The organism is Cupriavidus sp. 09_S30, from assembly GCF_056930435.1.
Window position 1 is genome coordinate 1267740 of record NZ_JBXOWI010000002.1, and the last position, 18321, is coordinate 1286060.

The window sequence follows — 18321 nt, forward strand, 5'->3', positions numbered from 1 at the left end:
GGGCGGAACATTCTGGCGCATTTCTGTGACTTTTTTTATCGAAACGGCTTGACGTAGGCTGCATCAGCCAGCATAATCATCTTCTTCGCTTCGCACGCAGCAATGCGGTGAGACGAAGCCCAGATGGCGGAATTGGTAGACGCACTAGGTTCAGGTCCTAGCGGTGGCAACACTGTGGAGGTTCGAGTCCTCTTCTGGGCACCATCATTCAGTTTGCGAGAGGCGCGCCTCTCTCAGGCAACCGGAAAAAGCCCGCAGCGATGCGGGCTTTTTTCTTTTTCCGTCGCGCCTCGTTTGCTGGCGGCGTTTGCTGGTGGCGGTGTTTCGCGAAGCACAGCTGCGGGCACGCGCGCATACGGCCTTTCTCCAGGCATTCAGAACTGTTACGTCGCTGAATCAGCGCCCGAAGCAGCGTGTCCGCGCGTGGCGGGGTGTGTCGACGGGCGCCCATTTGGCGCTTACACAGGCCCGCGCTTTGTCCTATGCTCAAGCAAATCGGGCGGCGTTCATGAGGCAGAGGAGCGCGCCATGGCTATGGTCTTGTCACTGGCGAAGGAGGGAGGGTTCGGACCCCGGTCCGAACGCTGCCAGCACCTTGTGCCCCTCGCATCCCCGGCTTGTCATCTGCCACTCTGCCGTTGCGGCGCCTTGCTGCTGATCCTGCTGCCGGCACTGGTGCAGGCGGAGGAATCCTCCACCGATTGGCGCCAACCCCGGCCTGACGAAACCACCATCACCACCTCATCGGCAATCCCAGAAAGCGTGGCGGAGCCCGCGTCGCGGGCCGAGTCGCCAGCGCAGCCCGCTACGCCCGTGCAGGCCTTGGTCGGGCGCGCAGACGCAGCGACACGCGCGGAGGCGGCACCCTCGGCCGGCCTGCCATCCGCAGACCAGGCGCAGGGCACGGATCTGTCTTCTACGCAGCCGGAGGCTACCGTCGCGGCCATCGGCAGGATCGGCGCCATGGTCCCCGCGGCTTCCAGGGCATCAGTGGGCGCGCCCGCTGCGGCTTCCGCGGCGCCGGTATCGACCGGGTTCACTTCGCCAATGCCGGCAAAGGCAGAGCCTGTCGAGTACGTTCGCCAGATGCTGCCGCCGGCCGAGTATGACGAGCCGCGCGGCCCGTCCTTGATCGAGAGGGCGGAGGTCGCGATGAGCCGGGCGCGCGAGCATGTCTCCTCCCTGCATGTCGACGACGCTACCACGGCCATCGGTTTTGTCGATGCGCGCAGCACGGCAATGTCGCTTGCCTATGACAGCGTGGTGCCGCATACCGGTGGAATGGTCATCCAGTCGCGCGTGCAGTTCGCCCAGCAGCCTGGCGGCGGGCCGGGCCACCAGGCCTTCGGCGACCAGTTGCTCGATGCCAGCGCGGCAGGCGTCGCGGTGCGGCTCTACCGTGCTCAGCCGACACGGCTGTCCGGCGTCTACCCCTTCGTCGAGGCCGATTGGTGGCAGAACAGCCGCACGCAGACCATCAATATCGTCGGTACGAAGGTCGATACCGATCTGCTGAAAGGCCTGTTCTCCTTTAACGTGGGCGCGCACAGCAGCACCGCCAGCGGCATGAAGCTCTGGTTCAAGGTCAAGCCGGTAGGACACAATGCCGGCGCGACGGTCGGCGCGCGCTACCGCTGGTAGAGACACCGCGGCACCACAAGCCCCCAAGCCACAAGCCGCGCGGACGCTGCGAAGCCGCTCCCGTTGCACCGTGAAACATCGCATGCAGAGGGTCGACTCAGAAAACGCTTGCGTTCCACGCTGCGCTGGTTAATAATTGCGTCCTCGCGTGCGGCTGTAGCTCAGTTGGATAGAGTACTTGGCTACGAACCAAGGGGTCGTGGGTTCGAATCCTGCCAGCCGCGCCACCTAATACGAGCAGTAAAGAAACGGCTTGGAGCGTTTCAGCGCCCCAAGCCGTTTTTCTTTCCCCCGACCTGCGTGAACAAGATCATCTTGGACGCCGACCCGCCGTCTCGGATGCTCGCGCCTTCAAGTTCTGGCGTATCCCCGGAAGCTAGCACCTGATTCACAACGGCAATCGTCTGGTGCTAGTGGCGCGCTCGCTCGGCAGCCGGCTGGCGCTGCAGCACCATCTCCTGACTCGTCATTCCAGTCGGCGGCACATGTAATGCGTTCTTGCACCGAAGCGCCGAACGAACTCTTTCGAAAGCTGCATCTCTTGTGGCATGTCGCCTGCGGCGGTGAGTGTGAATCCAAAGCGAGCGAAGAACGCGGGATGCTCTGGCGTGAGCACTGCAGCTTTCGTGCAGCCATTGGCGCGGGCACGCATCAGGACGGTCCTGACAAGATGACTGGCAATATGGTGGCCCCGGTACTCACCTAACACCGCAACGGAATGGACGGCGACCGTCTCGCCATAGATTTCGCCGCAGGCACAACCGACTACGTTTTCGCCGAGGACAGCCAGGCTGTCGAGGTAGGACGAGTGGTCTATATCGATGATTGGCAACCCGCAGGAGCGGAGCACCTGCGAGACGGCTTGCATATCTGCAGACCCGGCCGCGCGTATGCGAATATCCTTTATCATTGTTTCTTCTTGCATCCTGGGGCGCGCAACCGTTTCAGCGCATATCGCCTCACAAAGGTACATCCTGCTCCCATGTCATCCCTGCACTATCCGCCAGTTTGATAGCTGAGCAAACTGAGGTGGGTGCTGTTACCTTTTGTGCCTCATTATCGAAATCAATCCTCCCAACCACAATACGGAGCCCCCATATCGCGGCGTGCTACAAGCGCGCTCTAGTGGACAATATGTCCTTGTAGAGTTAAAGCGGCCATCCCCCGAGTGAGTCATTGATGTTCGGCAACGCACATTATTTTTCTTAATTCTGATGTAAGGCCAATCAATTTCCCTTCGCAGGCATGCCATCGAAGTAAGGAGACTTTCCAGATCGTCACCAACATCACGGTGCTGCAGATCGATAGTCTTTCAGGCTGCTTTGCGGATACTTCTGCCCTGAATCGGGCCATCCAACGCGATGCGGATGAGCGTGGCGGCTTTCAGTTCAGCGCAAGTGAAGGCATCTTCTTCTGCGGCCTTCACCCTCCCGGCTCGAAACACCCACTGAACTGTCCCCACCAGCGTGTGGTGTCGCACGAGTACGAAACCTTGGTACTTCCCGCTCGATAGCCGCGCCGTGTAGGCTTTGAAATCGTGATATCCGACTCGTTTGGTGCTTTCCATTTTCCCCTCGCGGAAATGGCACGATGTCGTCAAGGCTCGGAAGCGCTGTTTCCACCGGTGGTTCGTTAAATTTGAGCGGCACCGGGAGGTGTACTCAACGATGCGTCTGTGTCCCCATAGACCCAATTTCCATCAGGCTTGGGGTCGGACGGACTGCCAGTATGCAAAGCTGCCGCCCGGTCATTTCACTTCACGGGACGGATGTTTTGCAATCTGGGACATTAGGGGTAAGTGCCGAGGGGCTTTCCGTTCGTGGGTGCTGAAGGCGAGGCACGGCGGTGCGCTACGGGGAGGCGAGTTAGTCCCAAGTGCAAGTAATGCGCGCCGAGCCTTTCGCCGGCCGCGGCGAGCGTGCCGGAGTTCGTGCAGTTCGAGACCGCACTGGGCGAGGCCCCTTGTTTGCCGGGCCGGTATTCAGCCTCGTCGACGCGACCTTCGGGCCGGTGTTCAGGTACTTCGATGTGATCGACACCATCGAGGACTTCGGCTTCTTCGTCGGCCTCACCAGCCTCGTTAAGCGGTTCGATGGGAATCGTGTCGCGTCGGGCTTGATTGCCGGCCTGACCGATGTCCGTCTCGCACGTATGCTGGTATGGCGCCCCCGCTTTCAACGCTACATGTAGCGGCGCGCAGCTTATTTCTCCTGCGCCTGCGGAACTTTGCGCGCGTAGAACGTGGAGACTTCTTCGATTTCTTGCGGCGTCATCGTGCGCGCCATATTGCGCATCTGCGCTTCCGGATCATTGTGGCGGTCCCCTTTCGCAAACGCCTTCAACTGGCTTGTCAGGTATTCCTTCGGCATGCCCTCCAGCCACGGTGCCCCTAGCTTCTGATCGACCCCTCCGTGGCACGCAATGCAGGGCGCGATGTTGCGCAGTGGCGCGCCGACGCGGACCAGCGGCGGAAGCGTTTCGTCATAGGTTGTCGGCGCGGTCCTTGCCTTGGGGAGACTGGCGTAGTATGCCGCCAGGTCATTGATGTCCTGCTCGGAAAGCCTGGTGGACAGGGCCTCCATGATCGCGCTCGATCGCATGCCGGTCTTGTAGTCGTGAAGCTGCTTGATCACCACTTCGGGGTACTGCCCCGCGAGGTTGGGCGCGTTCGACAGACTCATGCCCTGCGCGCCGTGGCACATGGTGCAGTTCAGTGCCAGCGTGGCGCCACGGCCGATCGCATCCGCGGTGCCGGCCCGGGCCATTGACCGGTCAAGGACGACGTCGGTCGACCGTCGCCCTTCCTTCGCGGTCGCCTTGTCGCCCCAGGAAGCCGGAGCGCCCGCGGCCCGGCAGATGGCGGCCCAGATGCCTTCCGCCGTGAAGTCGGAATGGACCGAGGGCAGCCAGACGAACCCGACCAGGATCGCAACCGCTGTCAGGGCAACCAGCGATACCAGGCTCCGGCGGAACCATGGATTGCGCCACGCGTACATTCCGCCTTCATCGTCGTCCATCACCGGCTCCCGACGGGTACCACAGGCACGTAGGCATCTTTCAGCAGTGCGAGCTGCGCGATTGGATAGCCATAATTGACGACGGTGAGCCCGATCATCATTGCCACCCACAGGCCAAGCCCGTTCAGTGCCAGCGGGGCTCGCACGCCAGGGTGGACCGGCGTGCTGAATGTATAGGACGCGGGCGCTGTGGTGCCGCCGGTACGCAACTGCGCGCGCGCGAGCACCCAAATGAAGAGAATGGCCGAGATGACGAGCGCCAATCCGCCGAAGGTCGACGCGACCACGGTCCAGGCCTGCGGGTGCAGCGCAGGATGCGTGTAGTCGTAGTAGGCCATGCGCCGCGGCATGCCAAGCAGCCCGACCAGGTGCCACGGCAGCGACAACACCAGCATGCCAACGAACCACAACCAGAGCTGCAGGCGAATGAGCCTCTGCGGCAGCGGCGCGCAGTGGGTCAACTGTGGCCACAGGTCGTACGCCACCATCATGTACATGATGACGATGGCGCCAGCGAAGATCAGATGGAAGTGGCCGGTGATCCACTGCGTGTTGTGCACCGATCCATTGAGCTGGTAGCTCATGTTGATGATGCCGCCTGCGCCGCCGAAGCCCAGCATGACGAAAGAGAAGGTCACCGCGAGCATCATGGGGTTGTCCCATGGCAGGGTACGGATCCATCCGAAAACGCCCGTGCCACCGCGCAGCCTGCCGGCGATCTCGACTGATGCCACGATGGTAAAGACCGTCAGCAGCGTCGGTATCGTGACCATCGCGGTCATCACGGCATGCACGAACTTGAACCCGGCGCCGACCTGCGGGTCGGCGAACAGGTGGTGGATCCCGATCGGCATCGAGAAGACGAGGAACAACGCGAACGCCACGCGGGCCATGGTGTCGCTATATAGCCGTGCGCCGATGGCACGCGGCACGATCGTGTAGAAGGCAAGGTAGGCCGGGATCAGCCAGAAATAGACGATCGCGTGCAGGGTCCATGAAAAGAACACCCTGGCCAGTCCCGCGTTGATGGTATCGGTCAGGCCCAGCGATGCGGGAAGAATCTGGATCAACAGTTCAAGGGCGGCGCCCAGCGACGTCCACGCCCACAAGTACGCGCCGGCGACGTTGCCAAACATGGCCAGCGGCACGGTTGCGCCCGGGTTGTCCCGTTTCCATGCCCACAGGTTGACGCCCATCAGCGCCACCCACACCCATGATCCGACCACGACCAGAACGACGCCCAGGTAGTAGAAGGGACTGCCAACCATGGGCGGGTAGAACGTGTAGAGGACCGAGGCCTTGCCCAGGCCCATCGTGACCGCGGCCATGACCGTGCCGGCCACCAGTAGCCAGAACCCGGCCCACGCCCAGCGCAGGCCGATCAGCGGGCGCTTCAGTGCAAGCTCCGTGATCGCGTAGCCGAAGCCCATCGCCACCAGCGTTGGCATCACGTACCCCATCACGGTGCCATGCGCGGTGACGGACCGGTAATAGTGCTCGGGATTGTTGATCCACGCCGTCAGGGGGCTGCGCATGTACATCTGCCATTCCCCAAGCATGATTGCACCCAGGAAGGCTGCGAAGGCAACCCAGAGGTGGGCCAGTACGAGTCGTCTAGTGAGGAACACAGCTCAGCCTTTCTTCCGCGCGCGCCTTGGCGATGAACTCGTCAGCGGGCAGAACCTGTACGTGAGCCCACATGGCCTCGTGCCCGATACCGCAGAACTCGTGGCAAGGCATCAGCTGTTCGCCAGCGTGGGGGAACGTGGTTGTGAATGTCGTCACGAAACCGGGAATCAGCATCGTATTGGCGTTGGTCATACCGACGATGAAACCGTGGACGACATCGGAGCTCGTGCCGCGGAACGTGACGGGCACCCCGGCGGGCACGACGATGCACTGCGGAACGAAGGAATACTGCTGGGCCACCACCCGCACAGTGACCCTGCCATCGGCACCCATCGCCGTCCCGAGGTTGCTCTCGACGAACTCGCCCTGTATGTGCAGCGTCTTCGCGTCCACCGTTTCGACACGCGATGGTGGCATCGACGCCCAGTGCAGCCCGACAAAGATCATGATCGCCACCAGCACGGCAATGATGACTGCGACGATGACTGCCCAGCGTCGTTCCGCCGCCTCGGCGACCGCCTCGAAGTCATCACTGTGGGGCGCGGTGGGGGGCATATCGTCCTTCACTGGACGGCGCCTCGTGGCAGGTACACCACGAAGTAGAAACCAAAGTAGAGCGCGATCACGATCGCGGTGGCAATGCCCGCGACAGCAAACGCCCCGGACGGGCCGCCGCTGACGATTCGCTCAACCTCGTCTTGGGCACCCTCTGCCTGTTCGGAATGGACGGGATCGGCCATTGTCGGTTCTCACTCGGGAAGCAGCTTGCGAAGCTCGTTCACCTGGGACGGCGACACCGGAGTGCCGCTGTTCTCCCATGCCACGCGGATGTATGTCACGACTGCGGCCACTTCCTCGTCGTTCAGGATGTGGGAGAAAGGCGGCATGCCATATGGCCGTGGATTCTTCGTGGTGCCGGGCGCATAGCCGCCGTTGAGGACCATGCGGATCGAGTTGACCGGCGATGACATGATGATGGACCGGTTGCTGGCCAGCGGCGGATACGACGGAGGATTGCCCTTGCCCTCCTCGCCGTGGCAGGTCGCGCATTGCAGCGCGTACACCTTGCGGCCCGTTTCCATGACGGACGGGCTGACCAGGCGTGCCTGGCTTGTCGGCGGCGGCTCGGATTCCCGTGGCGGCAAGGCCTTCAGATACACCGCCATCGCCTCGGCGTCCGCGTCGCTGATGTACTGCAGGCTGTTGTAGACCACCTCCGCCATCGGCCCGTACACCGTGCCCCGGTGCGAGATGCCCTTCTGCAGCAGGTCCACGATGTCCTTGATGTCCCAGTCCCCCAGGCCGGCCTCGCGGTTGGAAGTCAGCGACGGCGCGTACCAGTTCTGGTTCGGGATCATGCCGCCCTCGAACGCCTTCGATTCGCTGGAACCGCCCAATGCATTGATCGCCGTGTGGCACATCGCGCAATGGCCGAGGCCCTGGACCAGGTAAGCGCCACGGTTCCATTGCGCAGACTGGTTCGGGTCGGGGGTGAACTCGCCTTCCTTGAAGTACAGCGTGCGCCAGCCAATCAGCAGGTCACGCTGGTTGAAGGGGAAACGCAATTCGTGTGGCCGGTTGGCTTGCCGCACCGGCGGCACGGACATCAGGTAGGCATAGATGGCATCCGAGTCAGCCCGCGTGATCCGGGTATAGGACGCGAAAGGCATGGCCGGATAAAGGAGCGTACCGTCGCGCGACACACCTGTGTGCATCATCCGGTAGAAGTCGTCTGCGCTCCACTGGCCGATACCGGTTTCATCGTCCGGCGTGATGTTGGGCACGTAGAGATTGCCGAATGGTGTGGGCATGGCGCGCCCCCCCGCAAACGGCTTTCCCTCGGGCGCGGTATGGCAGGCTACGCAGTCTCCGACACGAGCCAGATACTCGCCCTGATTGATGACCTGTGTCGCCGGATTGACTGCGACAACGTTCTTCTTCTCGGGCAACATGCCGGGGCGCAGCAGGTACAGGACGCCTGCGCCGATCGCCGCCAGCAGGACGAGGCCGATCGCGAGGCGTGCGCTTGTTCGCATTTCGGGTCACCGCTGGCTACCGCATGCGAAAGGCATGCGCACGAGGTTGGACGACTCGGGCGACAGGTTCTTCGGCGGCGGTTGTTGGCCCAGCCAGGCCGCCACCGCCGAGATGTCCGAGTCGCTCAGGCGCGTGGCAATGCGCTTCATGCAATCCGGTTCGGTCGCATGCCGCTCTCCGATCCGCCACCGGGTCAATTGCGCCGCGATATAGGTCGAGCGCAGGCCGGCCAGTCCCGGTATGCCAGGTTCCATGCCCGTGAGTGCACTGCCGTGACAGGCAGTGCAGGCCGGGACACCCTTGCTGGTGTCCCCGCTGTTCACCAGGGTCTGCCCCCGTGCCAGAACGCCGGGGTCGGCGGCTGCCCCCTCCCTGGCCGCAAATGGTGGCTGCAATTTGGAGAAGTACTCGGCGATCTCGCGTAGATAGGCGTCAGGCAGGTAAGCGACCAGATAATTCATCGGCGGATACCTGCGCGTGCCGTCGCGGAATGCTACCAGTTGGTTGTACAGGTACGCCGCGGGCTTTCCCGCGATACGCGGATAGTAGCCATTGTTCGTGCCTTGCCCGCTCTGGCCGTGGCAGGTCACGCAGCCTTGTACCCGTGCCTCGAGCGAATCCAGCTGCTTAAAGGCTGGGATGGCCTCGGTCTGTGCCAGCACCCAGAGCGGCCAGATCAGCAGGGAAGCCAGGAGAGGAGCCGATATTCGCTTTCGCATTGGATTGTGACCATGTCACCTTCATCGCGACGCATCGGAGCCAGATGCACGAGGCCGCATTGGCTGAGGCGCGCCCGCTCCAGCGCTTGGCTCTGGTACCACGAGCGCCTTGCTCGTGACTTGGCAAAGTTCCTCCAAGCGTAGGCGGTCAGGGTCTCCATTGCAAAGCAATTTGCGCTGCCGGGAAGACTCATATCCGACCTTCGGCGGAGTAGCACGGCTGATTGCCGCCAAGCGCTCATTGACCAATTGCGCACGCTGGCTCCCGTCAACCATTAAGCGCAATCGCGTCTGCAAGGGTCTCGCGAAATCCGAGCCCAATTCCGGGGCCGTCCCGGCTCGCAGGACGGCGTGGCTCTTCGTATTGGCCATGCTCGTCAAATGCTCAACTCGCTTCATTCTCCTGCGCCGCTTGGTATTGCCCCGAGCACGCCATGGCATTCAGCCTTGCGCGCTGCAGCAGTGCCCGTTGCGCTTGCGTTACATTTGCGGCCTCGCCGCGCCAGGCCAGCAGGGGCGGCTCCTGCAAGGCGCGCCCGTACGAGAAACTCAAGCGCCAGGGCAATGGGCCGAGCCGGTTCATGGCATCGAGATTGGCGGTGGCCTCAGTGGGCGTTTGGCCGCCGGAGAGGAAGAAGATGCCTGGCACCGCCGCCGGTACCGTGCGCTTGAGCACCTGCACAGTCTGCACGGAAACCTCTGCCGGAGCTGCCTGCGCGGCCTCTTTGCCTGGGAGCACCATGCTGGGTTTCAGCAGCATGTGTTCGAGCACCACCGCATGCCGGTGCAAGGCGTGAAAGACTTCGTGCAGCACGGCCTCGGTGACCTCGGCGCATCGCGCCATGGAGTGCGCGCCATCCATCAGCACCTCGGGCTCGACGATGGGCACGACGCCCGACTCCTGGCAGATAGCGGCATAGCTTGCCAGCGCCTGCGCATTGGCCTCGATGGCAAGCCGGCCCGGCAGCTTGTCCGACACGTTGAATACCACGCGCCACTTGGCGAAGCGCGCGCCCTGTTGGCGATAGCCGGCAAGCCGCTTGGCCAGCCCGTCGAGACCTTCGGTGACCTCGTCTCCGGGAGCGTGGGCGAGCGCGAGCTTGCCCTTGTCCACCTTGATGCCAGGTACGATGCCCTGGCGCACGGCAAGTTCTGGCAGCGGCGTGCCATCGTCGGTGCGCTGGCCGAGCGTCTCCTCGTAGAGGATCACGCCGCTGATGAATTCGCCAAGACCTGGTGTCGACAGGAGCAGGGTACGCCATGCCCGCCGGCTCTCCTCGCTCGATTCCACACCGATGCGCTGGAACCGTTTGGCGATCGTCGGCCCGCTCTCGTCGGCGGCCAACAGGCCTTTGCTCGCTTGCACCAGGGCGTCGACGGTGGCTTGCAGTTCGCTTCGTGTATCCATGATGTTGCTCCGGGCGGGTGACATAAGAACAAGCAATAGCTCATAAATGCATTCACGCAAGCGAGCCGGGGAACGCATGACCAGCACTATTGTGGTGGACCGAACGATCCACGCAGCTTGCCCTTGGCCTTCTGGAGCCGGCACAACGCTTCGACGGCGCAAGATGAGGTGCCGCCAGCGGCATACCTCGGGTCAAGAATCGGCAATGGGCGTCTTGAGACCTCGTCCTTCTGGGCCAGCGGTCTGAAGATCACCGCTGGCTCGCCCTTCTGAGCAAGGCTTGCGATCGCCTCCGTTCTCTCGACCAATGTCATAGCGGGACCGTGGCGGTCAGTCGGGACGCCTTCGGTTTGATCTCCATCAAATCGCGCCGATCCGGCGCCGCCTCCTGTCACCAAACGCTACGCGTCTGGCACGAGATGCAAAGTCCGGCCCACGCGCAAGTCCTACCTTGATTCCAACGCGACACGCGTTGAACTACGAGATCGAAACGACAGGAGACAGAAATTGACCACACCCCGCTTTTTCCATTGCACGACCTGCTGCGCATGCGTGGCCCGTGAGGAGGCGCAATGATGCGCGTAGAACAACTGACCGCCAGCATCGGCGCCGAACTCATCGGCGTGAGGCTCTCCGATGCCATTCATGACGATGGCCTCTTCGACGAGATCCGTGCCGCGTTGCTAAGGCACAAGGTCTTGTTCCTGCGAGACCAGGACATTTCCCGCGCCGAGCATGTCGCGTTCGCCGAACGCTTCGGCAGGCTGGAAGACCACCCGGTTGCCGGCAGCCATCCGGAGCACCCGGGGCTCGTGCAGATCTACAAGCGGCCCGACCAGCCGATGGACCGCTACGAGAACGCCTGGCACACCGATGCGACCTGGCGCGAGACGCCGCCCATGGGCTGCGTGCTGCGCTGCGTGGAAGCGCCTCCGGTCGGGGGTGACACGATGTGGGCGAACATGGTTCTCGCCTATGAGAAGCTGCCGGCCCACGTCAAGGCGCAAATCGCCGGCCTGCGGGCACGGCACAGCATCGAGGCGAGCTTCGGCGCGGCCATGCCGATCGAGAAGCGCCTGGCGTTGAAGGCGCAGTACCCGGATGCAGAGCATCCGGTCGTACGGCTTCACCCGGAAACCGGCGAGAAGGTTCTCTTCGTCAACGGCTTCACCACCCACTTCACCAATTTCCATACGCCCGCATACGTGCGTTACGGCCAGGACTACAGCCCGGGAGCGGCCGACCTGCTGCGTTACCTGGTGACGCAGGCCTTCATTCCCGAATACCAGGTGCGCTGGCGCTGGAAGGCCAACAGCATGGCGATCTGGGACAACCGCAGCACCCAGCACTACGCAGTGATGGACTACGCGCCCTGCCATCGCAAGATGGAGCGCGCCGGCATCATCGGCGACAAGCCCTTCGGCATCGGCGAAGGCGAAATCAAGGCGCGTACAGCGCATACGGCCCAGCCGGTCCTGGCCTGAACGATCTATCCCAAGGAGAGAGACATGGACTTCATCGACGGTTCGCTGTTCCCTGAAAATCAGCAGAAGCTCGTCATCACTGCAGCCCCTTTTGGCCCGGAATGGATGCCATCCGATTTTCCGCAAGACATTCCTGTGACGATGGAGGAGCAGATCCAGAAGGCTGTGGACTGCTACAACGCCGGCGCCACCGTGCTGCATGTTCACGTGCGTGAAGCCGATGGGAAGGGCTCCAAGCGCCTGTCCAAGTTCAATGAACTGCTTGCCGGCATCCGGGCCCGGGTGCCGGACATGATCCTGCAGGTTGGCGGGTCGATCTCCTTCGCGCCGGAGAACGAAGGCGATGTGGCCAAGTGGCTGTCGGACGATACCCGCCACATGCTGGCGGAACTGAAGCCGACACCGGACCAGGTAACACTCGCGATCAACACGAACCAGATGAACGTGGTCGAACAGATGTGCGCAGCCGACGTCGCTGGCACATCCCTGGCCGAGCCCGCGAATTACCGCGCCTACCGCGAGATGACGATCCCTGCCGGACCGGAATGGGTGGAAGAGCATATCCGCCGCCTCAGCAGCAACGGCATCCAGACACACTTCCAGCTTGCCACCATCGCGCAACTGGAAACCGTGGAGCGGATGATGCGACGGGGCACCTGCAACGTGCCGCTGATCCTGACCTGGGTAGCGATCGGCGGCGGCTTCGAGGCGCCCAACATCTACAACCTGGCAAACTTCGTGCGGGGGTGCCCGAACGGCTCGGTGCTGACGCTGGAAACCTCGATGCTCAACGTGCTGCCGCTCAACATGATGGCCATCGCCATGGGGCTGCATGTGCGTTGCGGGATCGAGGACAACATCTGGACGCAGCGACGGGACCGCAAGATGGGCACGGTCGAACAGATCGAGCAGCTCGCACGGATCTCGCGCGAATTCGGTCGGGATGTCGCCAGCGCGAAGGAGGCGCGTGAGATCTACAAGATCGGTACGTTCTACGACAGCATCGACGAGACACTGGCGGAGAATGGCTTCGCGCCGAACCGCAAGCCTGGCCAAGTCGGATTCACCCGGCACGCGCGTCGTTGAGTTGCACGGCTGGGCTCGTGCGCTTGTGGGTCGCCCCGACATCGGATCTCCAGATCCGGTCCGGGGCGCAGTCGCGCCACCTCTTCGAAGGGCTTCCGGAAGCGGAAGCTCTTTGTCATTTGGGTGCTTACGCAGTGTGCTCCGCTGTAGCGAAGCCGACTGCAGGCTCCGGCTCGGCATCCTGCGCCGCGTGAATGCGGTTCCGGCCCTGGCGTTTGGCGTGGTACAGCGCGGCATCCGCGCGTGCGGCAAGCTCGGCCAGGGATTCGCCCGGCTTCCAGGCGGCAAGGCCGGTGCTGATGGTGAAGCGGATTTCGCCGCAAGCGCCGCCGGCGCAGTCCGCTTCGGCGTGGGCGCGGATACGCTCGGCGATGTGGCTAGCTTCACAGGCGCCCGTTCCCGGCAGCAGGACGGCGAATTCCTCGCCGCCCAGGCGGCCCACGTGGTCCGACGGGCGCGTCTGCGCGCGAGCCAGCCGGGCGAACCGCTGCAGCACCGCGTCGCCGGCGGCGTGCCCGAAGTTGTCATTGACCCGCTTGAAATGGTCGATGTCGATCATCAGCAGGCAAAGGGGGCCGCCGCGCCGGGCCGTGGATAATTGCTGGCCGGCCTCGCGTTCGAAGGCCTGGCGCGACAGGGCGCCAGTGAGGAAGTCGGTATTGGCGGCGTCTTCCAGCCGGCGCACCAGCCGATCGTGGATCATCAGCACGGTGCACATGGTCATGGCCGGCATGGCCAGGGGGCCGAGCAGCATGAAGCCGATATGCAGTCCGGGGGCCTCGGCGCCGTGCGCGGATCCCAGTGCGGCGCTCGCCGACATCATGGCGCGCAGGGCGTAGGCCGAACCGAAGAACAGCGCGAAGAGGGCGGCGGCGTACTGGCTCGGCGCGTTGCGTTGCCGCTCGCGCAGCAAGACGGCACCCGCATGCAGCGACAGGGCGGCCTGCAGCCCCGAGACCAGCATCACCCGCAGATTGAAGTCGTCCGTCCCGTAGCGCCAGAACACCACGCCCGCCATCACCGCGGCGATGGCGCACGCCAGCGCGCGCCAATGCGGCCGGCGTTCGCAGAAGACCAGCAGGCCTGCGTAGAACTGCGCCGTGCCCCATAGCAACAGGGCGTTGGCGGCGACGATGGAGAGCAGGTCGCTGGCCTGGCCGCGCAGCCCGAACAGCATGAGCGACAGGGCGACGGCGATATTCCCTTGCCACCATTGCCGGACACCGGGCACCGCGCTGCGCCTGAGCGACCAGATGATGGCGAGCATCATCGCGCCGAGAGTCGACATGACGATCTGGATGGCGAGCTGGGCCGACATCGGCGCAAGTCCTTCTGAGGGTTGGGTTCGCGGGCTGGGGCGGTGCCGCCGGGGTGGCCCGGCGAAACGGGTGCAATGATACGTCCCGCCGGGCGGCACGCAGCTGTTGCTTGGGACGGCGGTGCGGAACCGGCAGGCCTGGACCATGGCTTGCTCGCGGGGCAATCCGCGTATCGTCGACTTCGCTACGGTGACCATCGGCCCCAATTCCAGGGCGAACGGCATCTGCCTGTGACGGGTGGGCTCCCTGGCGGACGACTGACCTGGGCGCGGGACGAGAAAAGGGCGGACAGAGGCGAGGGCCCTGCCGCCCAAGCCGCAACTTCGCGGCAACCGGATACATGCATGCTACCCAGGCTGCTGGCGAAGCAATGCGCTGAATAGGGCGGTCTTCGGGGGGTATTTCCGTGCCCGCGCCTGCATGGCGCAGGGTGGTGAAGCTGGGAGGGCACTTTGCCCTCGGGCTGGAACGGTCTGCGGACTGCCCCATTGCGCCCGGGACGAAAAGACGCCGCCAGTCAAGTCATGCCCGGCGGCGTTGAGAAAGCCAAACGAGGAGCACCGTGTGGTGTTGATTCAGTCTAGTTTGCCGATTCGACGGCAAATGAAAGCAATTGTGAGTGATGCGGACGGTATGGGCGGGGTACTGCAGGCCATCCTGGCCATGGTCAGGGTGTATTGGCTGGACAGATTCGCTTAACAGGCCCGACAGGAAAATTCAGATCGGGAAGCCGCGCATGGCCGATCCAGCTTCGCTACAGTTTGCTTGTCCCCCCATCGCGAGGGTCGGCGGCCGCGCTGCCAGCGAGCGAGGGGCGGGGCGCCCGCGTTCCGGCGCGGATGGAAAGCATAGGGGAGCGATCGTGAAACATCTTCGGCAGTGGGAGAGCAGCACGGAGTGGACACGGGCCGTCCTGCTCGGGCAGTTCAAGCCGTCTCATTGGTACCTTCTTCACGTCCCGGCAAGCCGAAAGTACGCGCGAGATTGGGGCAGCCACAGCCGGGTCCCGCTGCTGCGCCAGGGCAGCCTCCAGAACCCGCTGCTCGTGGCCGAGGCGTGGCCGCATGCGGTGGGCCAGAGAGTGGGGCGCTTCACCTGCATTTCCTGGCCGCGCGGGATCAAGCGCAAGCGTGCCGCCTACCGCTGCCAGTGCGGGCACGAGCTGCTCGCCGGCTGGGAAGGCATTGCGCGCGGCACGGCCCGCTGCACCGCCTGCGAAACGCTGCCGCGGCACGCGGCAAGCGGCGGGCAGGCAGCTTTCGAGGTAGCGGCACGGGTGTAAGGCGATGTCCGGCCGGAACTGGACGCCGGCCGCCTAGCATCGTTCGGGCCGGGCCGGCTTCAGGCCCGTTTCAGGCCGACATGCCGGCATCGTGCTAGCATCCCCGCCTGCCATTCAGGAGCTTCAGCATGTCGAATTCCATTCAGATTCATTCCCCCCAGATCGCGGACGATGGCGACGCGGTGGCGTTTGCGATCATCGTGGACGGCGCACAGGGCCGTGGAGAGGTGACCCGCTCGGCACTCGATGAACTGGCCCAGGGCCAGATCGGCGGCCTGATCGAGGTCTTCGACCGGCACCGCGAGCGCATCCAGGCCCTGGCGCTGCAGAACTGGGTGGACGAGCACACCGTGGTCCGCGTGGCCAGCTATCACGTCTGACGCCGCAGGCCGGCCGCTTCGCGTTTCGGTCTTGCGCGGCGGTAAGCGCTGCCGAAGCCGGCCGCCAGGTCGGCGAATCCAGAAAGGCGATCGCGCCCACTATCAAGCAGTTGATGGCTGCCACGGCGGCGGGCCAGCCCCTCTACGCCGGCCTGGGCCAGCGGCAGACGACTGAGATGGTCAAGACTGTCGGCACCTAGGCGGCTGGATTCGGCCGGTCTCGTCATTATGTACAAGCGGCATCACAATATAATCTGGATATTGACATTGCTAGCCATATTGCTCACTCTGTAATTTCCTATGTCGTTTCGCCTGACGTTATGTGTAGGATAATGTGCTTATTCGGGCGAGAGGTAATTTTGGAGGGGCTTTGATGAAAACCGTTCTTTCCATTGCAATCGCGCTCAGTCTGGGCGGCGTCGCCCTGCATGCCGCCGCCCAGGGCGCAGGCAAGCAGTTTGATCCTTATTCCCAAGGCGCAAAGGCGGGCGAGAAAGTCGATCCCTATACGGAAGGTGCGAAAGTGGGGGATAAATTCGACCCGTATTCTCAGGGAATGAATAAGGACACGCGCTCCGATCTTACCCAGGATCAAAACGAGCCCGCCAAGCCCGCCACGCCGGCGAAGACAACCAAGGGCCATGGCCACAGCAGCCATACCCCTACCAATAAGCCCAAGGACGATGCCGCGGCAAAGCCGGGATCCTGAGCACCGGTCATGACCGACCCGCCGCGTAGAGCGGGCGGGTCATCTGGCCTGATGGAAGGCGCCTTCGCGGCGCCTTCTTTGTTTTGGCGCTCGCTCAGGTCGCGACGTGTATTGCCAAAGGTGCGCCTAGAAGCGGTGGCGCACGCCGATGATCGCGCCGAACTGGTTCTCGCCATTGACGACCTGCGTGGAGGTGTTCTCCAGCGTGGTGGCAGCCGGGTTCAGCGAGGGGTTGAGGCCGGTCAGGCTGAGGCCGGAGCCGTCGCGGTTCTTGGCGTAGCCGAAAACGGTGTAGAGGTCGGTGCGCTTGGACAGCGCATACGAGCCCGACAGCACGAAGCTGTACGGGTCGCCCGAGCTGTGGGCCACGTCGGTGTAGTAGAAGGCGCCGGTCAGCGACAATGCCGGCGTGGCGTCGTACCGCACGCCGGCCCAGTACAGGTTGGTGCGCAGCGAGCTGCTGGTGCTGTCGAAGATGCCATGGTAATAGCGGTAGCCGGCGAGGACCTTGGCCGGACCGACCTGGTATGAAAGGCCGAGGGCGGCGCGTCGCTCGACGTCGTCCTGCAGCGCGACGGTGCTGCCGCGCACTTCGTCGTAGTTGGTGCCGACGGCGAAGGGGCCGTTGGCGTAGCCCAGCGACGCCGACCACGCCTTGCCGGCTCGGTAGGCGCCGGGGATCTCGCCGCCCGCCTGGCTGTCATAGCCGGTGCTGTAGAGCAAGCCGTAGTTGATGGCACCCGCCGCGCCATAGAACTTGATGGAGTTGTCGGCGCGGCCGGTCATCCATTTGTCATGCATGATGATCGAGTAGCGGGTCGCGATCGCCATGGGGTCGAAGGTCGCGGAAAAGTCGTAGAGCAGGGTCTGGTGGCGGCCCAGCGTCAGGGTGCCGTACTGCTGCTGCAGGCCGACGAAGGCCTGGCGGCCGAACAGCCGGCCGCCCTGGTTGGCGCTGCCGGATTCGAGGTCGAAGCCATTCTCCAGCACGAACACGCCCTTGAGTCCGCCGCCCAGCTCCTCCGCGCCGCGCAGGCCCCAGCGCGAGGTCGACAAGTTGCCAGTGGACATGCGCACGAGCGAGCTGGGACCGCCGTTGCTGTTGGGCAGGTTGGTCACGTACTCAATGCCGGCATCGAGGATGCCGTACAGCGTGACACTGCTTTGTGCGAGCGCGGCGCCGGGAACCAGCGGCAGCAGCGCGATCCATGCGCGGGATGTCTTCATCGTGCCCTTCCTTGTCGATCTCGTGTCAATCGTTGCAACGCCAGTGGAGAGCAGGCGTTGCGGGCGGCGCGATCACAGCGTCGGCGCCACGGGGGACAAAGCTGGATCCAGGAATCGTTCGTTTGCCTCCGTGAACATTTGAACGTTGGCCGGAGTGGGGAGGGGCGCCGCTTCTGCCGCGATTGGTTCCGCTATCGCATCGGCAGAAGCGGACTCCGAGCGGAAGGGCTGCCGCATCCGTACCCGTACGATGCCGTCGCTCGTGCCGTTGCGGGTCGGCCGGTGCGCCAGCCGATTCAGTGTAGTCCAAGTTTTCGGGCCGAATGGCGATTGCGATACCGCCAGTTGCGCAGCGGATACAGGGAGGCCTTTGTGGCGAAGCC

General features: G+C 63.7%; 17 protein-coding genes, 2 tRNA genes and 1 pseudogene. 9 read left to right on the top strand and 11 right to left on the bottom strand.

The features are described from left to right. Positions 1 to 117: 117 nt before the first annotated feature. The 3 genes from AC1Z3O_RS25815 to AC1Z3O_RS25825 all read left to right on the top strand — a co-directional run bounded on the left by AC1Z3O_RS25815 (position 118) and on the right by AC1Z3O_RS25825 (position 1868). A tRNA-Leu gene (locus AC1Z3O_RS25815) sits at positions 118 to 204 on the top strand. 444 nt (positions 205 to 648) lie between these two features. Continuing rightward, a complete protein-coding gene (locus AC1Z3O_RS25820; RefSeq protein ID WP_483518813.1) occupies positions 649 to 1641 on the top strand; it encodes a hydrolase in 993 nt (330 codons plus the stop codon). Between the two features lie 150 nt (positions 1642 to 1791). Continuing rightward, positions 1792 to 1868, top strand: a tRNA-Arg gene (locus AC1Z3O_RS25825). A gap of 239 nt (positions 1869 to 2107) precedes the next feature. Here the strand turns inward: AC1Z3O_RS25825 and AC1Z3O_RS25830 are convergent. Together AC1Z3O_RS25830 and AC1Z3O_RS25835 are read right to left on the bottom strand one after the other, a co-directional pair. Beyond that, entirely contained in the window at positions 2108 to 2551 is a 444-nt protein-coding gene (locus AC1Z3O_RS25830) for a GNAT family N-acetyltransferase (protein ID WP_483518815.1), read from the bottom strand. 402 nt (positions 2552 to 2953) lie between these two features. Then, on the bottom strand, positions 2954 to 3208 hold the full coding sequence (locus tag AC1Z3O_RS25835; RefSeq protein WP_483518817.1) for a hypothetical protein: 255 nt from the start codon (positions 3206 to 3208) through the stop codon (positions 2954 to 2956). Positions 3209 to 3525: 317 nt separating this feature from the next. On the opposite strand from AC1Z3O_RS25835, the gene AC1Z3O_RS25840 reads away from it, so the two are divergent. Beyond that, positions 3526 to 3831 carry a hypothetical protein gene (locus AC1Z3O_RS25840; RefSeq protein WP_483518819.1) on the top strand — a complete coding sequence of 102 codons (306 nt, stop codon included), beginning with the start codon at positions 3526 to 3528 and terminating at the stop codon, positions 3829 to 3831. An 11-nt stretch (positions 3832 to 3842) separates the two neighbouring features. Here AC1Z3O_RS25840 and AC1Z3O_RS25845 read toward each other — a convergent pair whose 3' ends face one another. From AC1Z3O_RS25845 to AC1Z3O_RS25875, 7 genes and pseudogenes are all read right to left on the bottom strand, one after another. After that, a complete protein-coding gene (locus tag AC1Z3O_RS25845) occupies positions 3843 to 4658 on the bottom strand; it encodes a c-type cytochrome (RefSeq protein WP_483518821.1) in 816 nt (271 codons plus the stop codon). Beyond that, a complete protein-coding gene (locus AC1Z3O_RS25850) occupies positions 4658 to 6286 on the bottom strand; it encodes a cbb3-type cytochrome c oxidase subunit I (RefSeq protein ID WP_483518823.1) in 1629 nt (542 codons plus the stop codon). The genes AC1Z3O_RS25845 and AC1Z3O_RS25850 overlap by 1 nt, the downstream gene beginning before the upstream one ends. Continuing rightward, positions 6273 to 6842, bottom strand: coding sequence for a cupredoxin domain-containing protein (locus tag AC1Z3O_RS25855; protein ID WP_483522000.1), 570 nt, complete (start codon positions 6840 to 6842; stop codon positions 6273 to 6275). The genes AC1Z3O_RS25850 and AC1Z3O_RS25855 overlap by 14 nt, the downstream gene beginning before the upstream one ends. Positions 6843 to 6850: 8 nt before the next feature. Then, entirely contained in the window at positions 6851 to 7027 is a 177-nt protein-coding gene (locus tag AC1Z3O_RS25860) for a hypothetical protein (protein ID WP_483518825.1), read from the bottom strand. A 9-nt stretch (positions 7028 to 7036) separates the two neighbouring features. Then, positions 7037 to 8215, bottom strand: a pseudogene (locus AC1Z3O_RS25865) (c-type cytochrome); the annotation flags it as partial. A gap of 114 nt (positions 8216 to 8329) precedes the next feature. After that, positions 8330 to 9043 (bottom strand): c-type cytochrome, encoded by a 714-nt coding sequence (locus tag AC1Z3O_RS25870; protein ID WP_483518827.1) that lies wholly within the window; start codon positions 9041 to 9043, stop codon positions 8330 to 8332. Positions 9044 to 9428: 385 nt separating this feature from the next. Then, complete coding sequence (locus AC1Z3O_RS25875) at positions 9429 to 10451, bottom strand: class I fructose-bisphosphate aldolase (protein WP_483518829.1); 1023 nt, start codon at positions 10449 to 10451, stop codon at positions 9429 to 9431. Between the two features lie 575 nt (positions 10452 to 11026). On the opposite strand from AC1Z3O_RS25875, the gene AC1Z3O_RS25880 reads away from it, so the two are divergent. Continuing rightward, positions 11027 to 11935: a TauD/TfdA dioxygenase family protein gene (locus tag AC1Z3O_RS25880; protein ID WP_483522002.1), complete on the top strand. Its 909-nt coding sequence runs from the start codon at positions 11027 to 11029 to the stop codon at positions 11933 to 11935. 24 nt (positions 11936 to 11959) lie between these two features. Further along, entirely contained in the window at positions 11960 to 13021 is a 1062-nt protein-coding gene (locus AC1Z3O_RS25885; protein WP_483518831.1) for a beta-keto acid cleavage family enzyme, read from the top strand. Between the two features lie 127 nt (positions 13022 to 13148). Here the strand turns inward: AC1Z3O_RS25885 and AC1Z3O_RS25890 are convergent, their stop codons facing one another. After that, positions 13149 to 14339: a GGDEF domain-containing protein gene (locus AC1Z3O_RS25890; RefSeq protein ID WP_483518833.1), complete on the bottom strand. Its 1191-nt coding sequence runs from the start codon at positions 14337 to 14339 to the stop codon at positions 13149 to 13151. An 863-nt stretch (positions 14340 to 15202) separates the two neighbouring features. On the opposite strand from AC1Z3O_RS25890, the gene AC1Z3O_RS25895 reads away from it, so the two are divergent. The 3 genes from AC1Z3O_RS25895 (at position 15203) to AC1Z3O_RS25905 (ending at position 16711) form a co-directional block, all read left to right on the top strand. Further along, a complete protein-coding gene (locus tag AC1Z3O_RS25895) occupies positions 15203 to 15622 on the top strand; it encodes a hypothetical protein (protein ID WP_483518835.1) in 420 nt (139 codons plus the stop codon). Positions 15623 to 15750: 128 nt separating this feature from the next. Continuing rightward, a complete protein-coding gene (locus AC1Z3O_RS25900) occupies positions 15751 to 16002 on the top strand; it encodes a DUF1488 family protein (protein ID WP_483518837.1) in 252 nt (83 codons plus the stop codon). Between the two features lie 373 nt (positions 16003 to 16375). Continuing rightward, a complete protein-coding gene (locus AC1Z3O_RS25905) occupies positions 16376 to 16711 on the top strand; it encodes an amino acid ABC transporter permease (protein ID WP_483518839.1) in 336 nt (111 codons plus the stop codon). Positions 16712 to 16837: 126 nt separating this feature from the next. Here AC1Z3O_RS25905 and AC1Z3O_RS25910 read toward each other — a convergent pair whose 3' ends face one another. Then, positions 16838 to 17938, bottom strand: coding sequence for a porin (locus AC1Z3O_RS25910; RefSeq protein WP_483518841.1), 1101 nt, complete (start codon positions 17936 to 17938; stop codon positions 16838 to 16840). Positions 17939 to 18321: the final 383 nt, after the last annotated feature.

Bases quoted from the DNA above. Each gene is read 5' to 3' on its own strand.
- AC1Z3O_RS25880 (WP_483522002.1), top strand. From the start codon at position 11,027: ATGCGCGTAGAACAACTGACCGCCAGCATCGGCGCCGAACTCATCGGC.
- AC1Z3O_RS25855 (WP_483522000.1), bottom strand. From the start codon at position 6,842: ATGCCCCCCACCGCGCCCCACAGTGATGACTTCGAGGCGGTCGCCGAG.
- AC1Z3O_RS25830 (WP_483518815.1), bottom strand. From the start codon at position 2,551: ATGATAAAGGATATTCGCATACGCGCGGCCGGGTCTGCAGATATGCAA.
- AC1Z3O_RS25900 (WP_483518837.1), top strand. From the start codon at position 15,751: ATGTCGAATTCCATTCAGATTCATTCCCCCCAGATCGCGGACGATGGC.
- AC1Z3O_RS25840 (WP_483518819.1), top strand. From the start codon at position 3,526: ATGCGCGCCGAGCCTTTCGCCGGCCGCGGCGAGCGTGCCGGAGTTCGT.
- AC1Z3O_RS25845 (WP_483518821.1), bottom strand. From the start codon at position 4,658: ATGGACGACGATGAAGGCGGAATGTACGCGTGGCGCAATCCATGGTTC.
- AC1Z3O_RS25890 (WP_483518833.1), bottom strand. From the start codon at position 14,339: ATGTCGGCCCAGCTCGCCATCCAGATCGTCATGTCGACTCTCGGCGCG.
- AC1Z3O_RS25835 (WP_483518817.1), bottom strand. From the start codon at position 3,208: ATGGAAAGCACCAAACGAGTCGGATATCACGATTTCAAAGCCTACACG.
- AC1Z3O_RS25860 (WP_483518825.1), bottom strand. From the start codon at position 7,027: ATGGCCGATCCCGTCCATTCCGAACAGGCAGAGGGTGCCCAAGACGAG.
- AC1Z3O_RS25870 (WP_483518827.1), bottom strand. From the start codon at position 9,043: ATGCGAAAGCGAATATCGGCTCCTCTCCTGGCTTCCCTGCTGATCTGG.
- AC1Z3O_RS25910 (WP_483518841.1), bottom strand. From the start codon at position 17,938: ATGAAGACATCCCGCGCATGGATCGCGCTGCTGCCGCTGGTTCCCGGC.
- AC1Z3O_RS25905 (WP_483518839.1), top strand. From the start codon at position 16,376: ATGAAAACCGTTCTTTCCATTGCAATCGCGCTCAGTCTGGGCGGCGTC.
- AC1Z3O_RS25885 (WP_483518831.1), top strand. From the start codon at position 11,960: ATGGACTTCATCGACGGTTCGCTGTTCCCTGAAAATCAGCAGAAGCTC.
- AC1Z3O_RS25875 (WP_483518829.1), bottom strand. From the start codon at position 10,451: ATGGATACACGAAGCGAACTGCAAGCCACCGTCGACGCCCTGGTGCAA.